General features: G+C 71.8%; 15 protein-coding genes and 2 tRNA genes. 13 read left to right on the top strand and 4 right to left on the bottom strand.

Features of this window, described 5'->3' with window-relative positions; all coding sequences use genetic code 11:
• Positions 1 to 510: DUF721 domain-containing protein (locus tag C5N14_RS11715; RefSeq protein ID WP_117668111.1), on the top strand; the 510-nt coding region annotated here is incomplete at its 5' end.
• A 3-nt stretch (positions 511 to 513) separates the two neighbouring features.
• Here C5N14_RS11715 and C5N14_RS11710 read toward each other — a convergent pair.
• Complete coding sequence (locus C5N14_RS11710) at positions 514 to 741, bottom strand: hypothetical protein (RefSeq protein ID WP_117668124.1); 228 nt, start codon at positions 739 to 741, stop codon at positions 514 to 516.
• Between the two features lie 103 nt (positions 742 to 844).
• Between C5N14_RS11710 and C5N14_RS11705 the strand changes: the two genes are divergently transcribed.
• Complete coding sequence (locus C5N14_RS11705; protein ID WP_117668110.1) at positions 845 to 1,327, top strand: MarR family winged helix-turn-helix transcriptional regulator; 483 nt, start codon at positions 845 to 847, stop codon at positions 1,325 to 1,327.
• Here the strand turns inward: C5N14_RS11705 and C5N14_RS11700 are convergent.
• The gene (locus tag C5N14_RS11700) at positions 1,312 to 1,866 is read right to left on the bottom strand and encodes a hypothetical protein (RefSeq protein WP_117668109.1); all 555 of its coding nucleotides are present in this window, start codon (positions 1,864 to 1,866) and stop codon (positions 1,312 to 1,314) included. The genes C5N14_RS11705 and C5N14_RS11700 overlap by 16 nt on opposite strands.
• A gap of 528 nt (positions 1,867 to 2,394) precedes the next feature.
• Between C5N14_RS11700 and gyrB the strand changes: the two genes are divergently transcribed.
• The 10 genes from gyrB to C5N14_RS11655 all read left to right on the top strand — a co-directional run bounded on the left by gyrB (position 2,395) and on the right by C5N14_RS11655 (position 13,535).
• Complete coding sequence (gyrB, locus tag C5N14_RS11695) at positions 2,395 to 4,341, top strand: DNA topoisomerase (ATP-hydrolyzing) subunit B (RefSeq protein ID WP_117668108.1); 1,947 nt, start codon at positions 2,395 to 2,397, stop codon at positions 4,339 to 4,341.
• A 130-nt stretch (positions 4,342 to 4,471) separates the two neighbouring features.
• Complete coding sequence (gene gyrA / locus C5N14_RS11690; protein WP_117668107.1) at positions 4,472 to 8,254, top strand: intein-containing DNA gyrase subunit A; 3,783 nt, start codon at positions 4,472 to 4,474, stop codon at positions 8,252 to 8,254.
• Positions 8,255 to 8,257: 3 nt separating this feature from the next.
• Entirely contained in the window at positions 8,258 to 9,163 is a 906-nt protein-coding gene (locus tag C5N14_RS11685) for a DUF3566 domain-containing protein (RefSeq protein ID WP_117668106.1), read from the top strand.
• A 151-nt stretch (positions 9,164 to 9,314) separates the two neighbouring features.
• Positions 9,315 to 9,388 (top strand) — tRNA-Ile (locus C5N14_RS11680).
• Between the two features lie 43 nt (positions 9,389 to 9,431).
• Positions 9,432 to 9,560, top strand: a complete 129-nt coding sequence (locus C5N14_RS33030; protein ID WP_243639459.1) for a DLW-39 family protein — start codon at positions 9,432 to 9,434, stop codon at positions 9,558 to 9,560.
• A gap of 43 nt (positions 9,561 to 9,603) precedes the next feature.
• Positions 9,604 to 9,679 (top strand) — tRNA-Ala (locus tag C5N14_RS11675).
• 199 nt (positions 9,680 to 9,878) lie between these two features.
• The gene (locus C5N14_RS11670) at positions 9,879 to 10,520 is read left to right on the top strand and encodes a DNA-binding response regulator (RefSeq protein WP_117668123.1); all 642 of its coding nucleotides are present in this window, start codon (positions 9,879 to 9,881) and stop codon (positions 10,518 to 10,520) included.
• Between the two features lie 98 nt (positions 10,521 to 10,618).
• Positions 10,619 to 11,569: an ABC transporter ATP-binding protein gene (locus C5N14_RS11665; protein WP_165878080.1), complete on the top strand. Its 951-nt coding sequence runs from the start codon at positions 10,619 to 10,621 to the stop codon at positions 11,567 to 11,569.
• On the top strand, positions 11,569 to 12,315 hold the full coding sequence (locus C5N14_RS11660; RefSeq protein WP_117668105.1) for an ABC transporter permease: 747 nt from the start codon (positions 11,569 to 11,571) through the stop codon (positions 12,313 to 12,315). The genes C5N14_RS11665 and C5N14_RS11660 overlap by 1 nt, the downstream gene beginning before the upstream one ends.
• Before the next feature lie 71 nt (positions 12,316 to 12,386).
• Positions 12,387 to 13,535 (top strand): sensor histidine kinase, encoded by a 1,149-nt coding sequence (locus C5N14_RS11655; protein ID WP_117668104.1) that lies wholly within the window; start codon positions 12,387 to 12,389, stop codon positions 13,533 to 13,535.
• Positions 13,536 to 13,702: 167 nt separating this feature from the next.
• Here the strand turns inward: C5N14_RS11655 and C5N14_RS11650 are convergent, their stop codons facing one another.
• Entirely contained in the window at positions 13,703 to 14,461 is a 759-nt protein-coding gene (locus C5N14_RS11650) for a class I SAM-dependent methyltransferase (protein WP_117668103.1), read from the bottom strand.
• Positions 14,462 to 14,801: 340 nt separating this feature from the next.
• On the opposite strand from C5N14_RS11650, the gene C5N14_RS11645 reads away from it, so the two are divergent.
• Complete coding sequence (locus C5N14_RS11645) at positions 14,802 to 15,767, top strand: L-threonylcarbamoyladenylate synthase (RefSeq protein ID WP_117668121.1); 966 nt, start codon at positions 14,802 to 14,804, stop codon at positions 15,765 to 15,767.
• On the opposite strand, the gene C5N14_RS11640 is transcribed toward C5N14_RS11645, so the two are convergent.
• Positions 15,718 to 20,310: a cation-translocating P-type ATPase gene (locus C5N14_RS11640; RefSeq protein WP_117668102.1), complete on the bottom strand. Its 4,593-nt coding sequence runs from the start codon at positions 20,308 to 20,310 to the stop codon at positions 15,718 to 15,720. The genes C5N14_RS11645 and C5N14_RS11640 overlap by 50 nt on opposite strands.
• Positions 20,311 to 20,339 lie beyond the last annotated feature (29 nt).

Here is a 20,339-nt window from a genome sequence, read left to right as displayed (position 1 = left end):
GGGGGTGCGGCGGGGCCGGAACTGGCCCGGGCGGTACTGGACGCCGCGAAGGCCCGCCGTGACGCGGCGGCCCGGACCCGCCGGCGCAGCGTGGTTTCCGGCGACGGCGAGGGCGGCCGGCGGCTGCGCGGCTACTCGGGCCCGGGGCCGGACCCGCGCGACCCGCAGCCGCTGGGTGCCGTGCTCAACCGGCTGGTCAAGGCGCGTGGCTGGGAGCAGCCGGCCGCCGAGGCGACGGTCTTCGGCGCGTGGGAACGGGTGGTCGGCCCCGAGGTGGCCCAGAACAGCCGCCCGGTGAAGCTGGAGAACGGCGAGCTGACCGTGGAGGCCCGGTCCACGGCGTGGGCGACCCAACTGCGGCTGCTCGCCGCTTCCCTGCTGAGGCAGATCGCCAGCGAGGTGGGCCACAACGTGGTGCGCAAGCTGCACATCCACGGCCCGGCCGCGCCGTCCTGGTCGCGCGGGCCGCGCAGGGTCCGGGGGCGGGGCCCACGCGACACCTACGGCTGACCGTCACTGCCCGGCGCGCTGGGCCTCTCGCTCGGCGCGCTTGCGTTCCCGCTGCTCACGGCTCCACTGCTTCCGCCTCTCCAGATCCTGCTTCCAGGCCTCCCGGGCATGGCGCGAGCCGCCCTGCACCGCTCCCTGCACCTCGGAAGGGCCGGCGAGGTTGCGGAACACCCAGCCCATGAGGCGGCCACCCTTGCCCGAGGAGTCGCCCACCTGCTTGTCGTCGCTCATCCGCCTGGCCTCTCCCGCCCCGCGCCCGGAAATAATTTCGTGCACCAATAATTGGTACACCAATCGTTGCTAGGATCGCAACGGCGACGACGAGGAGGCCGAGGTGTCCGACCAGCTAGAGGGCAACCCCCTGGCCCTGGAGGAACAGGTGTGCTTCGCGCTCTCCGTGGCGGCGCGGGGCGTGGTCGCCGTCTATCGCCCGCTGCTGGAGCCGATGGGGCTGACCCATCCGCAGTACCTGGTCATGCTGGCGCTCTGGCAGTACGCGCCGCTGTCCGTACGGGAGCTCAGCCGCCTGTTGCAGCTCGACCCCGGGACGCTGTCACCGCTGCTCAAGCGCCTGGAGGCCAACGGGTACGTCCGGCGGGAGCGCGACCCCGCCGACGAGCGCAGCCTGGCCGTGACGCTCACCGGCAGCGGCGAGGCGCTGCGTGCCCGCGCCGAGGAGATCCCGCCGGCAGTGGTGCGGCGGCTCGGGATGCCGATCGAGGAGTTGCGGGACCTGCATGCCGTCCTGACCCGGGTGATCGCGGCGACCAACCGGGCCGGCGAGGGCGGTGCGAACCCCGCTCAGACGTCGGCGTAGACCGCGAAGCCGCGGTCGGCGCAGCGCCGGTAGAAGGCCGCCAGCACGCCCAGTTCCGCGCAGGTGAAGTCCCACTGCGGCGGGTCGCCGTTCTCGTCGCGCAGCGCGTCCAGCCGGCTGCCCAGCCAGCGTAGTTGCTGTTCGGCGAGGCGACCGTCGGCGAGCAGGCTGCGCAGCACGGTGCTGACCGAGTCGAAGTCGACCGTCTCCCCGTGCGGGCGGTGCCCGGCCACGAAGCGCTCGATCCCGCCGGCGATCCAGGCGCAGCCGTCCGGGTCGATCACCGGGTCCTCGTCCTCGGCGGCGGCGTCCGTGGCGTAGAGCACATTTTCCAGCCCGAGCAGGAGGTCGACCAGCTCGGTGTAGGCGGTCGCCCGGACGGTCCCGGTCTTGGCGACGTGTTCCGCGAGGGCCGCTGTCGGCGCGGAGATCCGCGGCAGGTCGACGATCTCGCCGAAATCGACGAACTCGGCCGGTGCGACCGGGTCGTAGAAGCGGCCGGTCCGCGGCCAGTGCACCGCGACGTTGTCCAGCCCCATCTGGCGTCACCCCTTGAGAGCACGTGTCGGATCGTTCGGGTCGATCGTCCGGTTCCGACCGGAAAAGATCAAGACCAGCCACGCTGGGCGCCGCAAAGGTACGCCCACTTCGGTTCCGCCGCGACCCCACCCCCCGGCAACGCCCGGCCCGACGGTCGGCGGCGCCGCCCCCCGATCCGGGCGTTGCGTGTAGGGGGAGTCGCGGGTGGCGCGGTTCGGCCGGCTACGGAGGTCTCAGCCGCCGCGAAGGGGTGCCGAGTGGCGGTTCTGTCGCCTGCGCACAGTAAGATTGAGGGCGAGACGAAGACCCGACACGGAGCGACGGAAACGGCCCACCACGGGGCCGAGATCATTGTCCCACGTCGGGTCTAGCCGATCGCGATCCGCGGGCAACCGCGGCGACCGGCGCTCCGGCCCGTGCCCCGGTTTCCCTCCGGTGTCGGTCCGCGCGCCGACGTCGCGTCCTGTCCGCCGAACCCGCGCCCGACGCGCCGCTTGCGGCACCAGGGCGCGAGAAAGTGGCCGAGGGTGGCAGCGCAGGACAAGCAGGAGTACGGCGCCGAGTCGATCACCGTCCTGGAAGGGCTGGAGGCGGTCCGCAAGCGGCCGGGCATGTACATCGGGTCGACCGGCGAGCGCGGTCTGCACCACCTGGTGTGGGAGGTCGTCGACAACGCGGTCGACGAGGCGATGGCCGGCTACTGCGACACGATCGACGTGGTGCTGCTCGCCGACGGCGGCGTCCAGGTCACCGACAACGGGCGCGGCTTCCCGGTCGACCTGCACCCCAAGTTGAAGAAGCCGGGCGTCGAGGTGGCGCTGACCGTGCTGCACGCCGGGGGCAAGTTCGACGGCAAGGCGTACGCCGTCTCCGGCGGCCTGCACGGCGTCGGCGTCTCCGTCGTCAACGCCCTCTCCACCCGGATGGCGGTGGAGATCCACAAGTCCGGCTTCGTCTGGCGCCAGCAGTACGCCAACTCCAAGCCCTCGCCGCTGGAGAAGGGCGAGACGACCGACCGCACCGGCTCGGCAGTCTCCTTCTGGCCCGATCCGGACGTCTTCGAGACCGTCGACTTCGACTTCCAGACCATCTACCGGCGCCTGCAGGAGATGGCCTTCCTCAACCGCGGCATCACCATCCACCTGCTCGACGCGCGGGTCCCGGAGGGCGAGGAGGGCAAGACCCGCGAGGTCACCTTCTGCTACCAGGGCGGCATCGCCGACTTCGTCCGGCACCTCAACGCCTCCAAGAACCCGATGCACAAGACGGTGGTCGAGTTCGACGCGGAGGAGGAGGGCATGTCGGTCGAGATCGCCATGCAGTGGAACGAGTCGTACGGCGAGTCGGTCTACACCTTCGCCAACAACATCAACACGCACGAGGGCGGTACCCACGAGGAGGGCTTCCGGTCGGCGCTGACCAGCGTCGTCAACCGCTACGGCGCGGACAAGAAGCTGCTCAAGGGCGACGAGAAGCTCTCCGGTGAGGACATCCGCGAGGGCCTCGCCGCGATCATCTCGGTCAAGCTGACCAACCCGCAGTTCGAGGGCCAGACCAAGACCAAGCTCGGCAACACCCCGGTGAAGAGCTTCGTGCAGCGGGTCTGCAACGACCGGCTGGTCGACTGGTTCGACCGCAACCCGGCCGAGGCGAAGACGATCATCCAGAAGGCGTCCCAGGCCGCCCGCGCCCGGATCGCCGCCCAGCAGGCGCGCAAGCTGGCCCGCCGCAAGTCGCTGCTGGAGTCCGGCTCGATGCCGGGCAAGCTGGCCGACTGCCAGTCCACCGACCCGCGCGAGTCCGAGGTCTTCATCGTCGAGGGCGACTCGGCCGGCGGCTCGGCCAAGCAGGGCCGGGACCCGCGTACCCAGGCGATCCTGCCGATCCGCGGCAAGATCCTCAACGTGGAGAAGGCCCGGATCGACCGGGTGCTGAAGAACAACGAGGTCCAGGCGCTGATCACCGCGCTGGGCACCGGCATCCACGACGACTTCGACATGGAGAAGCTGCGGTACCACAAGGTCGTGCTGATGGCCGACGCCGACGTGGACGGCCAGCACATCCAGACGCTGCTGCTCACCCTGCTGTTCCGCTTCATGCGACCGCTGGTCGAGCTGGGCCATGTCTACCTGGCCGCCCCGCCGCTCTACAAGATCAAGTGGAACAAGAAGGGCGACGACGCGCAGTACGCGTACTCGGACCGGGAACGGGACGGGCTGATCGCGCTGCGCCAGCAGAAGAAGCCGAACGCCAGGCCGGACGACATCCAGCGGTTCAAGGGCCTCGGTGAGATGAACTATCCCGAGCTCTGGGAGACCACGATGAACCCGGCGACCCGTACCCTGCGCCAGGTCACGCTCGACGACGCGGCGACCGCGGACGAGCTGTTCAGCGTGCTGATGGGCGAGGACGTCGAGGCGCGCCGCTCGTTCATCCAGCGCAACGCCAAGGACGTCCGTTTCCTGGACATCTGACGGACCGGGCGGGCCGCCCCGGTCGGCCACGGGGCGCCCCGCCGATCCACAGGGTTATCCACAGCATGGCCGGTTTCCACAGCGGTTATCCACAGCACGAAACCGACTCTGATTCTGATAAGGGTTAACAGTGACCGATACCCCCGAGTCCACCCCGAGCGAGCCCGAGGTCCCCGAGACCGCCGCCGCCGCAGTCGTGGCGCACGACCGCATCGAGCCGGTCGGGCTCGAGGTGGAGATGCAGCGCTCCTACCTCGACTACGCGATGAGCGTCATCGTCGGGCGGGCGCTGCCGGACGTCCGGGACGGGCTCAAGCCGGTCCACCGCAAGATCCTCTACGCCATGTTCGACTCCGGCTACCGGCCGGACCGCGGCTACGTGAAGTGCTCCCGGGTCGTCGGCGACGTGATGGGTCAGTTCCACCCGCACGGCGACTCGGCCATCTACGACGCGCTGGTCCGGATGGCGCAGCCCTGGTCGCTGCGGTACCCGCTGGTCGACGGCAACGGCAACTTCGGCTCGCCCGGTAACGACCCTGCTGCGGCGATGAGGTACTGCGTAACGGGAAATGTCCGTATTCGTACTGCCGGCGGCAGCCTACGGATCGGTAACCTCGTCACGGACGCGGCGCCGGGCAGCGAGACGGACATCGAGCTGAAGGTCCGCGACCGCAACGGCGACCTGGTCCGCGCCTCCAAGTTCTTCCACTCCGGCGAGCACCCCACGCTGCGGCTGCGCACCCGTGAGGGGTACGAGCTGACCGGCACCCACAACCACCCGGCGCTCTGCCTGGTGGACGTGGCCGGCGTGCCGACCCTGCTCTGGAAGCTGCTCGCCGAGATCAACCCCGGTGACCGGGTGGTCATCCAGCGGACGGTGCCGGACGAGATCGGCTACCCGATGCTGGAGCACGTCGAGGCAGCCGTCCTCGCCGGCGCCTTCGTCAGCGAGGGCTGGGTGTCCGAGGAACGCGCCGGCTTCAACAACGTCGACCGGGAGTTCTTCATCCGGGTCCTCGCGGCCTACGACCTCGCCGTCGGCGGCCCGCGCTACGTCAGCCAGCGCACCATCGCCTCCGGCAGCCTGCTGCACGAGATCGACATCCAGGACCTCTCCGCACTGCGGGCGAGCATCCTCGGTGAGCTGGTCGGGGCGCGGAGCGCCGCGAAGTTCGTGCCGGAGTTCGTCTGGCAGGGCCCGGCGGCGATCAAGCGGGCCTTCCTCCAAGCGCTCTTCGAGGGCGACGGCTCCTCCTCGCTGCTGCCCCGCAACACCATTCAGATCTCGTACTCGACCCGCAGCGAGCGGTTGGCCCAGGAGGTCCAGCAGTTGCTGCTGGAGTTCGGCGTGATCAGCAAGCAGGTCCGGTACGACTCCGGTGACATCAAGGTCGTGGTGACCAACCGCCGCGACGCCCGGATCTTCGCCCAGCAGGTCGGTTTCCTCGGTCGCAAGCAGACCAAGCTGGAGTCGGAGCTGGCGGCCGTGCCGGTCATCAGCACGGCTCTCTCCAGCGACCACGTGCCGCTGGTCGGCGACTTCATCCGCGAGCACGGTGCGACCCGGTGGACCGAGCGGGACTGGCTGCGCCGGCACAACGTCGACCGGATCGAGCGCTGGGAGCGGGACCGCGACGAGATCGCCGCCCGGATCACCGAGCGCGACGTGCTCGACGTGGTCGAGCCGCTGGTCGACGGCAGGTTCTACTACGCCGAGGTGGCCAGCGTCACAGACGCCGGGGTGCAGCCGGTCTACAGCATCCGGGTGGACACGGACGACCACTCGTTCGTCTCCGACGGCTTCGTCAGTCACAACACCGAGTGCAAGCTCGACCCGCTGGCGATGGAGATGCTGCGGGACATCGACGAGGACACCGTCGACCTCCAGGACAACTACGACGGCCGGGCCAAGGAGCCCACCATCCTGCCGTCCCGGATCCCGAACCTGCTGATCAACGGCTCCGAGGGCATCGCGGTCGGCATGGCCACCAAGATTCCGCCGCACAACCTGCGCGAGATCGGCGCGGCCGTGCAGTGGTGCCTGGAGAACCCGGAGGTCGACGAGGCCAACACCCTCGACGCGCTCATGGAGATCGTCAAGGGCCCGGACTTCCCCACCCACGGCCTGATCGTCGGCACCCAGGCCATCCAGGACGCGTACCGGACGGGTCGGGGCTCGATCCGGATGCGGGCCGTGGTGGAGGTCGAGGAGGACAAGCGGGGCCGCCCCTGCCTGGTGGTCAGCGAGCTGCCCTACCAGGTCAACCCGGACAACCTCGCCGAGCGGATCGCCGAGCTGATCAAGGAGGGCAAGCTCGGCGGCATCGCCGACATCCGGGACGAGTCCTCCGGGCGTACCGGCATGCGGATCGTGCTCGTGCTCAAGCGCGACGCGGTCGCCAAGGTGGTCCTCAACAATCTCTACAAGCACACCCAGCTTCAGGAGACCTTCGGCGCCAACATGCTGGCGCTGGTCGACGGCGTGCCGCGCACGCTGAACCTGGCCCAGTTCATCCGGTACTACGTCGAACACCAGATCGAGGTGATCCGGCGGCGGACCGCGTTCCGGCTGCGCAAGGCCGAGGAGCGGGCGCACATCCTGCGCGGCCTGTCGAAGGCGCTGGACGCCCTCGACGAGGTGATCGCCCTGATCCGGCGCTCGCCGACCGTCGAGGACGCCCGGCAGGGCCTGATCCGGCTGCTGGAGATCGACGAGATCCAGGCCACCGCGATCCTGGACATGCAGCTGCGCCGGCTCGCCGCACTGGAGCGGCAGCGGATCCTCGACGACCTGGCCAAGCTGGAGATCGAGATCGCCGACCTCAAGGACATCCTGGCCAAGCCGGAGCGGCAGCGGCGGATCGTCTCGGAGGAGCTGGGCGAGATCGTCGCCAAGTGGGGCGACGAGCGGCGGACGAAGATCGTGCCGTTCGACGGCGAGGTCTCGATGGAGGACCTGATCGCCCGCGAGGACGTGGTGGTCACCATCACCCGCACCGGGTACGCGAAGCGGACCAAGGTCGATCTGTATCGCTCCCAGCGGCGCGGCGGCAAGGGCGTCAGCGGGGCCACGCTGCGGCAGGACGACATCGTCAGCCACTTCTTCGTCTGCTCGACCCACGACTGGATCCTGTTCTTCACGAACAAGGGTCGTGTGTACCGGGCCAAGGCGTACGAGCTTCCGGAAGCCAGTAGGGTAGCCAAGGGCCAGCACGTGGCCAATCTGCTCGCGTTCCTACCGGACGAGCAGATCGCGCAGATCATCGAAATTCCGAACTACCAGGTGGCCCCCTACCTGGTACTGGCCACGAAGAACGGCCTGGTGAAGAAGACGCGGCTCGAGGAGTTCGACTCCAACCGTTCCGGCGGAATCATCGCGATCAACCTGCGCGATGAGGACGAGCTGGTCGGTGCTGCCCTCGTCGCCCCGTCCGACGATCTGCTGCTGGTCTCAAAGAACGCCCAGGCGATCCGCTTCAACGCCACCGACGAGGCGCTGCGGCCGATGGGCCGGGCCACGTCGGGCGTGATCGGCATGCGGTTCAGCGACGACGACGTCCTGCTCGCGATGGAGGTCGTCCGCGAAGGGCTGGATGTTCTGGTGGCCACGAACGGGGGATACGCGAAACGTACCCCGATCGAGGAATACCCGGTCCAGGGCCGGGGAGGTAAGGGCGTGCTGACTGCGAAGATCACCGAACGGCGCGGTGGTCTGGTCGGCGCGGTGGTGATCGACCCGGACGACGAACTGTTCGCGATCACCAGCAACGGTGGTGTCATCCGGACTCCGGTGAAGCCTGTACGCCGTACGCGTGACCGGAACACAATGGGGGTCAAGCTGATGGACCTCCCGGACGGCGTGACTATCGTGGCGATTGCTCGCAATGCCGACGAGCCTGACGAACAGGACTAGTTGATGACGGAGACACAGGCGAAGTCGGGGAACAAGGGGACCTCGGCCAACCCGGTCGACGAGGAGGCCGCCGCGAAGGGCGGCGCACCAGCGACCGGCCGCGCGGCCGTGGGCCGGGCGACGGTCCCCGCCGACGCGCCTGCCCCGAAGTTCACCCGGGCCCCCGGTATGACACCGCCGCCGGAGAAGCCCGGCGACGACCAGGGGGCCAGTGACAAGACCGAGACATCCGGCATCGACGCCCCCACCTCCGCGGCGGCTCCGGCCGCGGCGGCGGGCGGCACCCCCCGCCCGGGGCCGACAGCGTCGACCCGGACAGGCAGCGGCCCGTCTGCCGGCAGTGCCGCCACCGGCACGCTGCCGCGCATCGGTGGCGGCACGACCAATCCCCAGCCGGACGGTGCCCGTCCGGGTGCCGGTGGCCGCCCCGCCAATGGCGGCGGGCTGCCGCCGGGGGTCGCCGGGGCGTCCGCCGTCGGGGCCGCCCGGGTCGGTGACGCGGTACGCGCCGCGCGTACCTCGGTCAGCTCGGCCGCGTCCCGCGGGCCGCGTCGGGCCCGGCTGAACCTGAAGCGGATCGACCCCTGGTCCGTGATGAAGTTCGCCTTCGCCGTCTCCGTGGTGCTCTTCATCGTGGTGGTCGTCGCCACCTCGGTGCTCTACCTGGCGCTGGACGCGATGGGCGTGTTCCAGAGCGTCAACGAGAGCCTGAGTGACCTGGTCAACGCCGGCGGGCAGAGTGCCGGCGGCTTCCAGATCACCGCCAAGGGCGTGATCCTCAGCTCCGCCCTGATCGGGCTGGTCAACGTCGTCCTGTTCACCGCGCTCGCCACCCTCGGCGCGTTCGTCTACAACGTCTGCGCCGACCTGGTCGGCGGGATCGAGCTGACGCTCGCCGAGCGGGACTGATCGCACCCGACGCCGGGGCGCGCCGCGTAAAAGCGGTCGCCCCGGCGTCGTGCGTCCGGGTAGTTTCAGGGGGCACGGCGAGCAGCGGACGGCCACCGACCCCGATTTGGGGCGCGGCGGGCGGATGCGTTAACCTTGGCCGTCGCCACGCGGGGCTATAGCTCAGTCGGTTAGAGCGCAGAGCTGATAACTCTGAGGTCGCTGGTTCGATTCCAGCTAGCCCCACCGCACATCGTTCCGACGGCTGTCGAGCGCGAGGGGTCGCCCCATGTTCAAGAAGCTTCTGATTCTGGCCGGCGTCGTCGGCGTGGCCGCCGTGGTCGCTAGGAAGATCATGGCTTCGAACGACGAGCGCGCACTGTGGCACGAGGCGACCACCGCCCCCGACCTGCGCTGATCGTTCCTCCGATTGCCAGCGCCCGGCGGCTCCGCCCGCCTTCGGGGCCCTAGCTCAACTGGCAGAGCACTGCCTTTGCAAGGCAGGGGTTAGGGGTTCAAGTCCCCTGGGCTCCACCAGCACGGATACCCGAACGGAGGGGTGCGCGAGCCGCACAGCCGCAGTTCGGGTCCGAGATCCTGGGCAGTACCAGGGCGCCAGGGGTGGAGCAGTCGGGTCTGGACGTACCGCAGCCGGCTCGTTTGTGGACCATCGCCCCGCTGCGCCGAGAGTGCTCGGCATGTAGCTCCTGACGGCCGCCCCCGTACTGTGGTCGCCATGACAGCTGCCCTGGTCGGAGCCGGTTCTGCGGCACCCATCAAGATCCTTCTGGCCGAGGACCAGGGGATGATGCGCGGGGCGCTCGCTCTACTGCTGGGCCTCGAAGAGGACATGGAGGTCGTGGCCCAGGTGGCCGAGGGCGACAAGATCGTGCCGGTCGCACTGAAGATCCGGCCCGACGTCGCGGTGCTGGATATCGAGCTGCCCCGGCATAGTGGGCTGGACGCCGCCGCCGAGCTGCGGGCCCAACTGCCCGACTGCAAGGTGCTCATCGTCACCACGTTCAGCCGTCCGGGCTATCTGCGCCGGGCGATGGAGGCCGGGGCGATGGGGTTCCTGTCCAAGGACGGCCCGGTCGACCAGTTGGCCGCGTCGATCCGGCGGGTGCTCAACGGCGAGTCGGTGATCGACCCCTCGCTGGCGGCTGCCGCGCTCAGTGCGGGGCCGAGCCCCCTGACGGCCCGGGAGCGGGAGGTGCTGGCGGCAGGGCTGGGCGGCGCGACGGTGGCGGACATCGCGGCGAAGCTGTGGCTGTCGGAGAGCACCGTCCGCAACTACCTGTCGTCGGCCATCGGCAAGACCGGCGCCCGCAACCGTACGGAAGCCGCTCGGATCGCCGACGAACGGGGCTGGCTCTGACCGGCTGACGGCGGGCCGTCGGCAGTGACATTTGTCCTGCCGGAGTCCGGATATCTTCTTCTACAAGGGGTCCGACCTGCATTCGTAGTGTTCTCGGCATGACGAAGACACACGAGGCGGCCCCGGTGGTGGCCTTTGCCGGCGCGGTCCGGACATTCGGGGAAGTGCGAGCTGTCGCCGGTCTCGACCTCACGATCGGGCGGGGCGAGCGGGTCGCGCTGCTCGGCCGCAACGGCGCGGGCAAGTCGACCTCGATCAGCCTGCTACTGGGCCTGGACGAGCCGACTGCCGGCGAGGTACGGCTGTTCGGGGAGCCCCCGCAGCACGCGGTACGTGCCGGTCGGGTTGGTGCGATGCTCCAGGGCACCAAGCCTGTACCCCGCGTCACGGTGCGGGAGCTGGTGAACTTCGTGGCCAGCAGCTATCCGAATCCCATGCCGGTCGACGAGGCCCTGGAACTGGCCGGGCTCGGTGAACTCGCCGGCCGGCGGGCGGACCGCCTCTCCGGCGGCCAGGCGCAGCGGGTCAACTTCGCCGTCGCCCTCGTCGGTGACCCGGGCCTGCTGGTCCTCGACGAGCCGACCGCCGCGCTCGACGTGGCGGCCCGTCGCTCGTTCTGGCAGTCGATGCACGCGTTCACTCAGCGGGGCAAGACCGTGCTCTTCTCCACGCACTACCTGGAGGAGGCGGACCAGAACGCCGACCGGGTCGTCGTCATCGACCGGGGACGGGTCATCGCCGACGGCAGCAACACCGATATCAAGCAGGCGGTCGGAGCCAGCCTCGTCGCCTTCGACCTCCAGGGCCGTTCGGCGCCTGCCGGCCTGGCGTCGCTGCCCGGCGTGCTCTCCGTGGCAACGCGCGACGGCCGGGTGCAGCTACGGACCGCCGACTCCGACGCGACCGTCTACGCCCTCGCCCAGCTCGGTCCGGTACGGGGACTCGAAGTGACCTCCGCCGGACTGGAGGACGCCTTCCTGGCCCTCACCTCGCCCGCCACCACCTCCGCGTCCGTCTTCTCCGCGCCGACCCAGAAGGCAGGTTCGTGATGTTCGGCCAGATCGCCCCGGTCAACCAGTACGTCAAGCTGGAGCTTCGTCGGACATTCAGGGACACCGGGTTCGTCATCTTCGGCATTGGCACCCCCGTGCTCATGTATCTGATGTTCACCAACGTCGGTGGGAAGGCCGATGGCTCCTCCGGCTGGGCGGTCACCGCGATGGTGGGACTGGCCGCGTACGGTGCGCTGAGCGCCGGCCTGACCGTCGGGACGGCGGTCGCCGAGGACAAGGCCGCGGGCTGGCTCCGGCAGTTGCGGATCACCCCGCTGACCCCGGCCCAGGCGGTCGTCGGGCGGGCCGTGACCGGTTCGCTGATGGTCCTACCGGCGATCATGGTGGTGCTGCTCACCGGCGCGATCGTCAACGGCGTACGGCTCGGGCTCGGGCAGTGGGTCGCGCTGATCCTCCTGCTGTGGATCGGTTCCCTGCCCTTCACCATGCTTGGTCTCGCCAACGGCTACGCCCTCTCCGCCCAGACCACCAACGTGACCAACGTGGTGACCAACCTGTTCCTCGCGTTCCTCGGTGGTCTGTGGTTCCCGGTGTCGGAGTTCCCCGGCTGGCTGGCCGCCGTTGCCCGGTGGACTCCGGCGCACCGCCTCGGGCAGCTGGGCTGGGACACCGTGCAGGGTGCCGCGCCGGGTCTGGACACGGTCCTGGTGCTGGTCAGCTGGCTGGTGGTGTTCGGCGCGTACGCCGGCTACGCGTACCGTCGGGCCGGCCGCCGCGCCTAGCGGTGACCAGGGCTGGTGACCACTTCTGCCGCCGGGGTGGGGCATGCAAACCTGAGTCAGGAGAGACAGGCATGAAGAGGCGCTGGTGGTCGACCTCGAACGTAGACGTCGGCAAACTGCCGGAACTGACCAGCGGGACCGCCTTCCTTCCAGGGCTGATGCTGACCGCCGGTGCCGTCGCCGACCTTGTCCGGGGTGAGATGTCCCTTCCCTGGCTGGGCGGTGCCGGCCTGCTGGCCTTCGTCGCCCTCTACGTCACGGTGGCGTATCGGGCGTTCGATCCCAGTCGCCGCGCGAACCGGATCAAGCTGGGGCTGCTCGCCGCCCATGCCGCTGTCACCTACCCGCTCGCCCTGGGGTACGGCGGAAACTGGATCCAGTTGTTCATACCGTTGGCGCTGGTCTGCGGTGCCGTACTCCGTGGTCAGCACCTCGTCGTGGCGCTGACCGTCCTGGGCGGGTCGGCCGGCTTGATCTCCGGGGAGCGGGACCACGACCCGTTGGCCGCGATGATCAACGGCTATGGCACCTTCATCTCCGGCCTGGTGACGGCCGCCATCCTCGGTCTGGCCGCGACGGCGGCGGAACTCCGCCGGACCCGGGAGGAGCTGGCCCGGTCTGCGGTGGATCGGGAACGTCTGCGCTTCGCCCGCGACCTGCATGACCTGCTCGGACACAGCATGTCGGTCATTGTGGTGAAGGCCGAGGCGGTGCGACGGCTGATGGAGCGTAACCCGGCGCAGGCAGCCGTCCAGGCGTCCGACATCGAGACCGTCGGCCGACAGGCCCTGACCGAGATCCGGGAAGCCGTCTCGGGCTATCGAGAGAGCAACCTGGCCACCGAACTGGACCGGGCCCGGTCGGCCTTGAGCACGGCGGGGGTAACGCAGGACGTCCAGCTCTCCGGTCCACCACTCGATCCGGAGACCGAGGCGGTGCTCGGTTGGGTGCTACGGGAAGCGGCCACGAACATCATTCGGCACAGCAACGCCACCCATGTCGAGATCGTCATGGTGCACAGCCAGCAACAGGTCCGACTGGAGATCACGGACAACGGCACCAACCAGCCCTCGTCCCGTCCGGCGGGCACGCCCGATGCGCCCGGCAACGGGTTGAAAGGCTTGGCGGAACGCCTCGCCGAGGCGGGCGGATCGTTGGTGGCCCAGGTCGGACCACAGGGCGGTTTCCAGGTGATCGCCGAGCTGCCGAAACCGATGTGACCGGTGCTGGTCACGCCGGCCGCGACCGGGCCGGGACTTCCGCAACGCGTGAAACCCGCCGTGCTTCTTGGGCCAACCGGCAGCATGAGTGCATGCAGCTCCCCAACGCCGACCGCGACAGCTACCGCGCGGGTGGCCGATCGGACAAGCCCTCGGCCACCCCGGCGCTAGCGCCGTTCGAGCGTGAGTAGCGGCTCGGACAGCGCGGGCGATGGCGCGCCGGGATCGCCGGATACGGCCTCCTCGATGCTGCGGAGGCCGGCCTCCACCTCGTCGGGGCTGAGCCGGGCGAAGAACGAGAGAGTGCGCAAGTGCAGCCGTTCGAGCATGTCGGCGCGAGTGCCGTCGGACGGAGGGGTGACCATGCCGAATCCGGCAACGCGCCAACCGGCCGCCGTGAACATCGCGATGACCTCGTGCAGCGGCTGGAACAGCGCGGTGTCCACCTCAAGGCCGCGAGGGAAGTGGTCCAGCCACCACGGCTCGGGATGATGGTCGCTGAAGTTTCCGCGCAGTAGCAGTCGCCCGGCCGGCCTGAGTACCCTGGCCAGCTCCCGGGCCGCTCGGGGCTTGTCCTGGACGTGGTGCCAGGACAAGAACATGAGCGCGTAGTCGGCGCTGCCGGACGGCACTGGCATGTCCTCGGCGGAGCCTGCCAGGTACCGCACGCCGGGACGCTGGGACTGCGCCTGCGCCACCTCGCGCATGCGGACCGACGGCTCGACTCCGGTCACCGGCCCGAACGCTCGCGCCAGCGCAGGGGTGAACCTGCCGGTCCCTGACCCGACGTCCAGCCCCACCAGCGGGCGCCGCTCGGGTAGCGCGGCTGCGAAGGCGGTTATCCATGCCCCCAACTGCTGCTCGGTGAGCGCGCGGCCGCGCGGGTAGTTCTGGTACTGCTCCGTGTCGTAATCGACCCGCCTCATTCGCCGCTCCCTCGTCAGTCGGGTCTGAGACTGCGATGTATCGAACCGATACATCGGGACGATACGCGGCTTCGCGCTGGAAAGCTAAGGCGGCGAGTGCCCGTGACACGCTCGCCCAGTAATTTGGCGTCACCTGTGGCGAACCGTTCGCGGGCCTGCGGCGCTGTCAGAAACGGACCGCCGCCGGAGCCTGGCTCCGAGAAAGGACGCGCAGGGGGGAGCCGGCCGGCCCGTCACCTGGCGTCGCCCCGGTGCTGGTTGCCTGGCCACGCCCCCACCGGCCGCGCCCTCGGAACGGGCAGGTTAGCGTCGGGGCGTGAGCACCGGAACCCCGCGACTCCTGTCCGCCGAGGGTGGCATCGCCGAAGCCGCCTCCGTCCTGCGCGCCGGGGGGCTGGTGGCGTTCCCCACCGAGACCGTCTACGGGCTGGGTGCCAACGCCCTCGACGCCCGCGCGGCGGCCCGGATATTCGAAGCGAAGCAGCGGCCGAGCTTCGACCCGCTGATCACCCACCTGGCCGACGCGGCCGACCTGACCGGGCTGGTGCGGCGGGTGCCGGCGGCGGTGGCGGCGCTGGCCGAGCGGTTCTGGCCGGGTCCGCTGACGTTGATCGTGGACCGGCCCGCCGCGATCCCGCCGATCGTCACGTCAGGGCTGGAGACGATGGCCGTCCGGGTGCCGGACGAGCCGTCCGCCCGGGCGTTGATCGCCGCGGCCGGGGTGCCGGTGGCCGCGCCCAGCGCCAACCGGTTCGGCCAGCTCAGCCCCACCCGGGCCGAGCACGTGGTGGCCGGGCTGGGCGCGGCGGTGGACGTGGTGCTCGACGGCGGGCCGACCCGGTGCGGCATCGAGTCCACCATCGTGGACGCCCGGGGCGAACGCCCGGTGGTGCTCCGGCTCGGCGCGCTGCCGGTGGAGGCCCTGGTCGAGGCGGTCGGTCCGGTGACCGTACGGCCGGGCAGTTCCGGTCAGCCGGTGGCGCCCGGTACGTTGGCCGCGCACTACGCCCCGCGTACCCCGTTGCGGGTGGTCGGGGCGGCGGAGTCGGCGGCCGGCGACGGCGGCCGGCGAGGGCTGCTCGCCTTCCGGGAGTTCCCGGCGGGCGGCGACTGGGCGGCGGTAGAGGTGCTGTCCCCGGCGGGGGACCTGACGGTGGCGGCGGCCCGGCTCTTCGACGCGTTGCACCGGCTCGACGCGACCGGGGTGACCGAGATCGTCGCCGAGCGGGTCCCGGACACCGGCGTGGGCCGGGCGATCAACGACCGGCTGGGTCGGGCGGCTGCGACCTGGCACCAGGGCGGCTGACGCGCGCAGCATCCTCCCCGGTGTCTTCCGGGGCATCCTCCCCGGTGCCGGCCGGGGCGTCGTTCCCGGCCTCGGCCGGGGTGTCCGCCCCGGGGTTGGCCGGGGTGTCCGCCCCGGCGTTGAGCAGGCGGGTGAGGGCGCCGTTGGCGAGGGTGGCACCGAGCGCCGAGCCGGTGGCGATGCCCCAGCCGACCGGCCCGAGCGGGGTACAGCCGAAGAACTGGCTGACCCCGGGGGTCTGTACCACGAGGACCAGCACCCCGATCGACGCGGCGGTCGAGGCGAGCACCGCTGGGCTGGTCCCGCCGGCGAGCACGGTCTGCCCGAGCTGGGTGCCGATCAGCGAGGCCAGCGCGACCGTACCGGCCCGGCGCTGCCGTCCGGTGTACCGGGCGAGCGTCCAGCCCACCGTTGCGCCCAGCGTCGTGGACGCCGCGCGTAGCGCGATCTCCCGGTTGAGGGTCTCGCCGAGCGAGCTGTCCGGGCCCTCCCGCAGCAGGTGGTCGGCGTGGTCGGAGGCGGGCGGCCGAACCGCGATGGCCATCGCGGGCGCGAGGTCGGTGAGCAGGTTGACCAGGAGCAGTTGCCGCCCGGTGAGCGCCGAACGGCCGGTGCTGGCCGCGCTCAGCACGCTGAACGCGATCTCGCCGAGGTTGCCGCCGACCAGGATGCTCAGCGCGTGCCGGACCGACGACCACATGGCCCGCCCCTCGACCAGGGTGGCGATGATCGTCTCCAGCCGGTCGTCGGTCACCACCAGGTCGGCGGCGGCCCGGGCGGCGGGGGTGCCGCGCTGGCCGAGGGCGATGCCGACGTCGGCCAGCCGGATCGCCGGGGCGTCGTTGGCCCCGTCCCCGGTCATCGCCACGGTCCGGCCGCACTTCTGCAACGCCTGGATGATTCGGACCTTGTGGGCGGGAGTGCAGCGGGCCACCACGTCGGTGCGGGTGAGCCGCTCGGCGAGCGCGTCGTCGTCGAGCCGGTCCAGCTCCGTGCCGGTGGCCACCCGCTGCTCGCCGTGGTCGGGGCTGATGGTCGACGCGATCGCCGAGGCCGTCGCCGGATGGTCCCCGGTGATCATGATGGTGTGCACCCCGGCCTGCCGGATCCGGCGGACGGCGGGCGCGGCCGACTTGCGTACCCCGTCGGCGAGCGCCAGGAAGCCGACGAAGACCAGGTCGTCGACCTCCTCGTCGGTGATCGACTCCCCGGCTACCCGCCGCTCGGCGACGGCCAGGATGCGGTGCCCGGCGCCGGCCCGGTCGGCGAGCATCCGGTGCAGCTCGTCCCGGCCGGCGTCGTCCAGCGGTCGGTCGCCACCGTCGGCGGTGCGCCGGTCGGCGCACCGCGGCACCACGGTCTCCGGCGCGCCCTTGACGCTGAGCAGCAGGCCGTCACCGGTTCTGCCGACCGTGGCGTGGTAGCCGCGGGACGGCTCGAACGGCAGGCCCCCGGCCGCCTGCCAGCCGTCCGCGCCGGCGCGCTCGTCGACCCCTGCCGCCCCGGCCCCCCGGCGGACCGCCCGGTCGGTCTGCTGCGGCAGCTCGTCCGGATCGCCGGCCGGGGTGGCCCGCAGCGCGGCGGCCAGGGTCAGCCGCAGCGGATCGTCCAGCCGCTCCGGCGGGGCGTACCGGGTGCCGCTGCCGTCGCCCACCCCGGCGAGCAGCAACTGGCCCTCGGTGAGGGTGCCGGTCTTGTCGAAGCAGAGCACGTCGACGCGGCCCAGCGCCTCGATCGTGCGCGGATTGCGGACCAGCGCGCCGTGCTCGGCCAGCCGTCTGGCCGCGGCGAGCTGGGCAGCGCTGACCAGGAACGGCAGCCCCTCCGGCACCGACGCCACGGCCAGGTTCGCGGCGGTCGCCGCCGTCTCCGCCAGGGGTACGCCGCGCAGCAGTCCCGCCCCGGCCACCGCCACCGCCGATCCGGCGGCCAGCGGGATCGCCGTGCTCGTCAGCCGGCCGAGGCGGGCCTCCACCCCGCTGGCCGGCGGCGACTGCTGGGCCAGCGCCAGGCTCCGCCCGGCCTCGGTGCCCACGCCGGTGGCCACCACCACGGCGGTCCCGTGCCCGGTGGCGATCGTGGTGCCCTCGTACAGCATGGAGCGCCGGTCGGCGACGGCGGCGGCGACCACCGGGTCGGCGGTCTTCCCCACCGGCAGCGACTCGCCGGTCAGCGACGACTCGTCGGCTTCCAGGCCGTCCGTCGCCAGCACCCGGCAGTCCGCCGGTACGGCGTCGCCGGGCCCGAGCACGATCACGTCGCCCGGGACCAGTACGTCGGCGGGCACCAGCCGTTCCTCGCCGTCCCGGCGGATCCGGGCGGTGACCGCCGAGCGGGACAGCAGCTCCGCCAGCGACCGTTCGGTGTTGCGCTGGTGCACCGCCCCGACCAGGGCCGATCCGCCCACCACCCCACCGACCAGGGCCGCGTCGACCAGTGAGCCGAAGCTCGCGGAGAGGACCGCGCCGGCGGCCAGCACCGGCGTGAGCGGGTTGGCCAGCTCGTCGACGAAGGTGCGGAGCAGCCCGGACGGGCCGGGCCCCTCTCCGGTCTCGCCGCCGGAGCGGCGCTCCGCCTCGGCGGAGTCCAGGCCGTCGCCGTCGGTGTCGAGCTGGCGGAGCACGGCGTCGGCCGGCATGAGGTGCCAGGCGGTCACGGCCGGGACCGGGGAATCGGCGCGGTCGGACAGCCGGCCCGCCCGCCACACCCCGTGCAGGAAGGCCAGGGCGGCGGCCCCGTTGACGGCATCCAGCGACCGTCTCGGCAGCCGTCGGGGGTCGGCTGTGAACGCCCCCAGCGCGCCCAGGCCGGTGCCGGCCAGCGACAGCCGGATGTTCTGTTCGGTCATCCGGCGGGCCACCCCGGCAGCCTCGATGATCAGCGCGGCGATCCGCAGGTCGGCGCCGACCAGCAGGTGCGCGCCCCAGGGCGGCAGGTCATCCGGGCCGGCCAGCCCCAGCCCGCAGTCGGACGCGCCCAGCGCCGCCCGGTCGGCGGAGAGCAGCATCACCACCGCGCCGTCGCGCTGCAACCGGCGGACGGTCTCGGCGATCCGGGCACCGCCGGGCAGCACGGCGTCGGCGAAGGTGTACCGGCCGTCGTCGTCGCCGGCCACCACCAGGCGCAGGCCGGCGAGCCGGGCGGCGGTCGGCAACGCGTCCACGGCCGGGGCGGGTTCGGGCTCCACCTGGAGCAGGGCGGCCAGGCGATCCCCCTCCGCGAGGCCGAGCAGGGTGCCTCCGTCCGCCCGCATCCGCCGGCTGTCGTCGGTGTCGCCCGGGTCGGTGGCGTCGAGCTCGTCCAGCGGGCCGAGCCGCCACCCGTCCGCCTCCCGCACCCGGTCGGGCGCGGCCGGGTCGAAGAGGGCGAAGGCGCGGGCCGCCACCTGTCCGGTGTCCGCCCCGGACAGCGGGGCCAGGTCGGCCAGCACCCCCCGGTCCGAGCCGAGCACCGCCGCGTCCAGCACCACCGTGTCGATCCGGTCCAGCTCGCGCAGCACACTGCCGTCCATGGCGATCACTCCGCGCCGGGCGAGCATCCGGCCGAGCTGGGCCGCGTACCCCTCGCGCCCGCTGCCCGGGGCCTTGGGCAGGCTGGACAGCGCCACCGCGGCGGCTCGCTTGCGGCCGACCACCGGCACCGCCGCCGCGCCGGCCGCCGCGCCCGCAGCCAGCATCCGGTTGATGAACCGCTCGACGGGGCCGTCCGGCTTCGGGTTCGGCCGCCCGGCCGTGGGCACCCGGGCGACGGCCCGGTCCGGGTCGCCGGTGAGCCGGGGTTCGGCCTTCGTCCAGGCCGCGAGCTGGGCGTGCGCCTCGCCCCACTGCACGATCCGCTGGGCGCCGTCCAGCACGATCCCGGCCCAGCCGCCGGTCAGTCCCTGCACGACCGCCTCGGCGAGCGGGAAGAGCACGTCGGCGCGGGGGTCGGCGCGTAGCCCCCGACCGGCCAGGGCGTGCAGCTTCGGGTGCAGGTCGACGGCGGTGAGCACCCCGGCCACCTCGCCGGGGACCGGGGCGAACGGCAGGATCCGGGTGGCCGCCGAAAGGGTCAGGCCGAGCGCGTCCGAGGCGAGCGCGCCGAGGGTGCGTGGGGTGCGTGGCCCCTCCTCCGGCGGGTGCGGTGGGGGGATCTCCGGGTCCGGCTCGTGCTCGCAGGTGCGTTCGCACCGGGCGACCGTGGCGATCAGGTCGCGTAGTCTCGGCTCCGGCTCCCGGACCGCAACCACCACCCGGCCGGAGGGGGCGTTGACCCTGGCCCAGCACACGCCGGGTTGCCGCTCCAGCTCCCGCTCCACCTGGCGGGCGAGCCGGTCGCCGCCGTCCTGGCAGACGCCGTGCACCTCGATGTGGTGCCGCCCGGGCCGGGACCAGACCCGGCGCCGGGTCAGGCCCGTCAGCCGGGCCAGTCGGGCCGCGGCGGTGCTGGCGGTACGCGATGCGTCGCCGACCAGGTGCGGGACGGCCCGGGACGCGTCGCCGAGGAGGTGGGGCACGGCCACCGACGGCAGGAGGCGGCCGGCGACCCGGCCCAGCGACATCATCGAGCGGTACGGCCGGATAGTGGCCGGCC

Origin of the sequence: Micromonospora sp. MW-13 (assembly GCF_003434305.1) — a bacterium.
Lineage (GTDB): Bacteria > Actinomycetota > Actinomycetes > Mycobacteriales > Micromonosporaceae > Micromonospora.
This window is presented reverse-complemented; position numbering and strand designations above follow the sequence as displayed.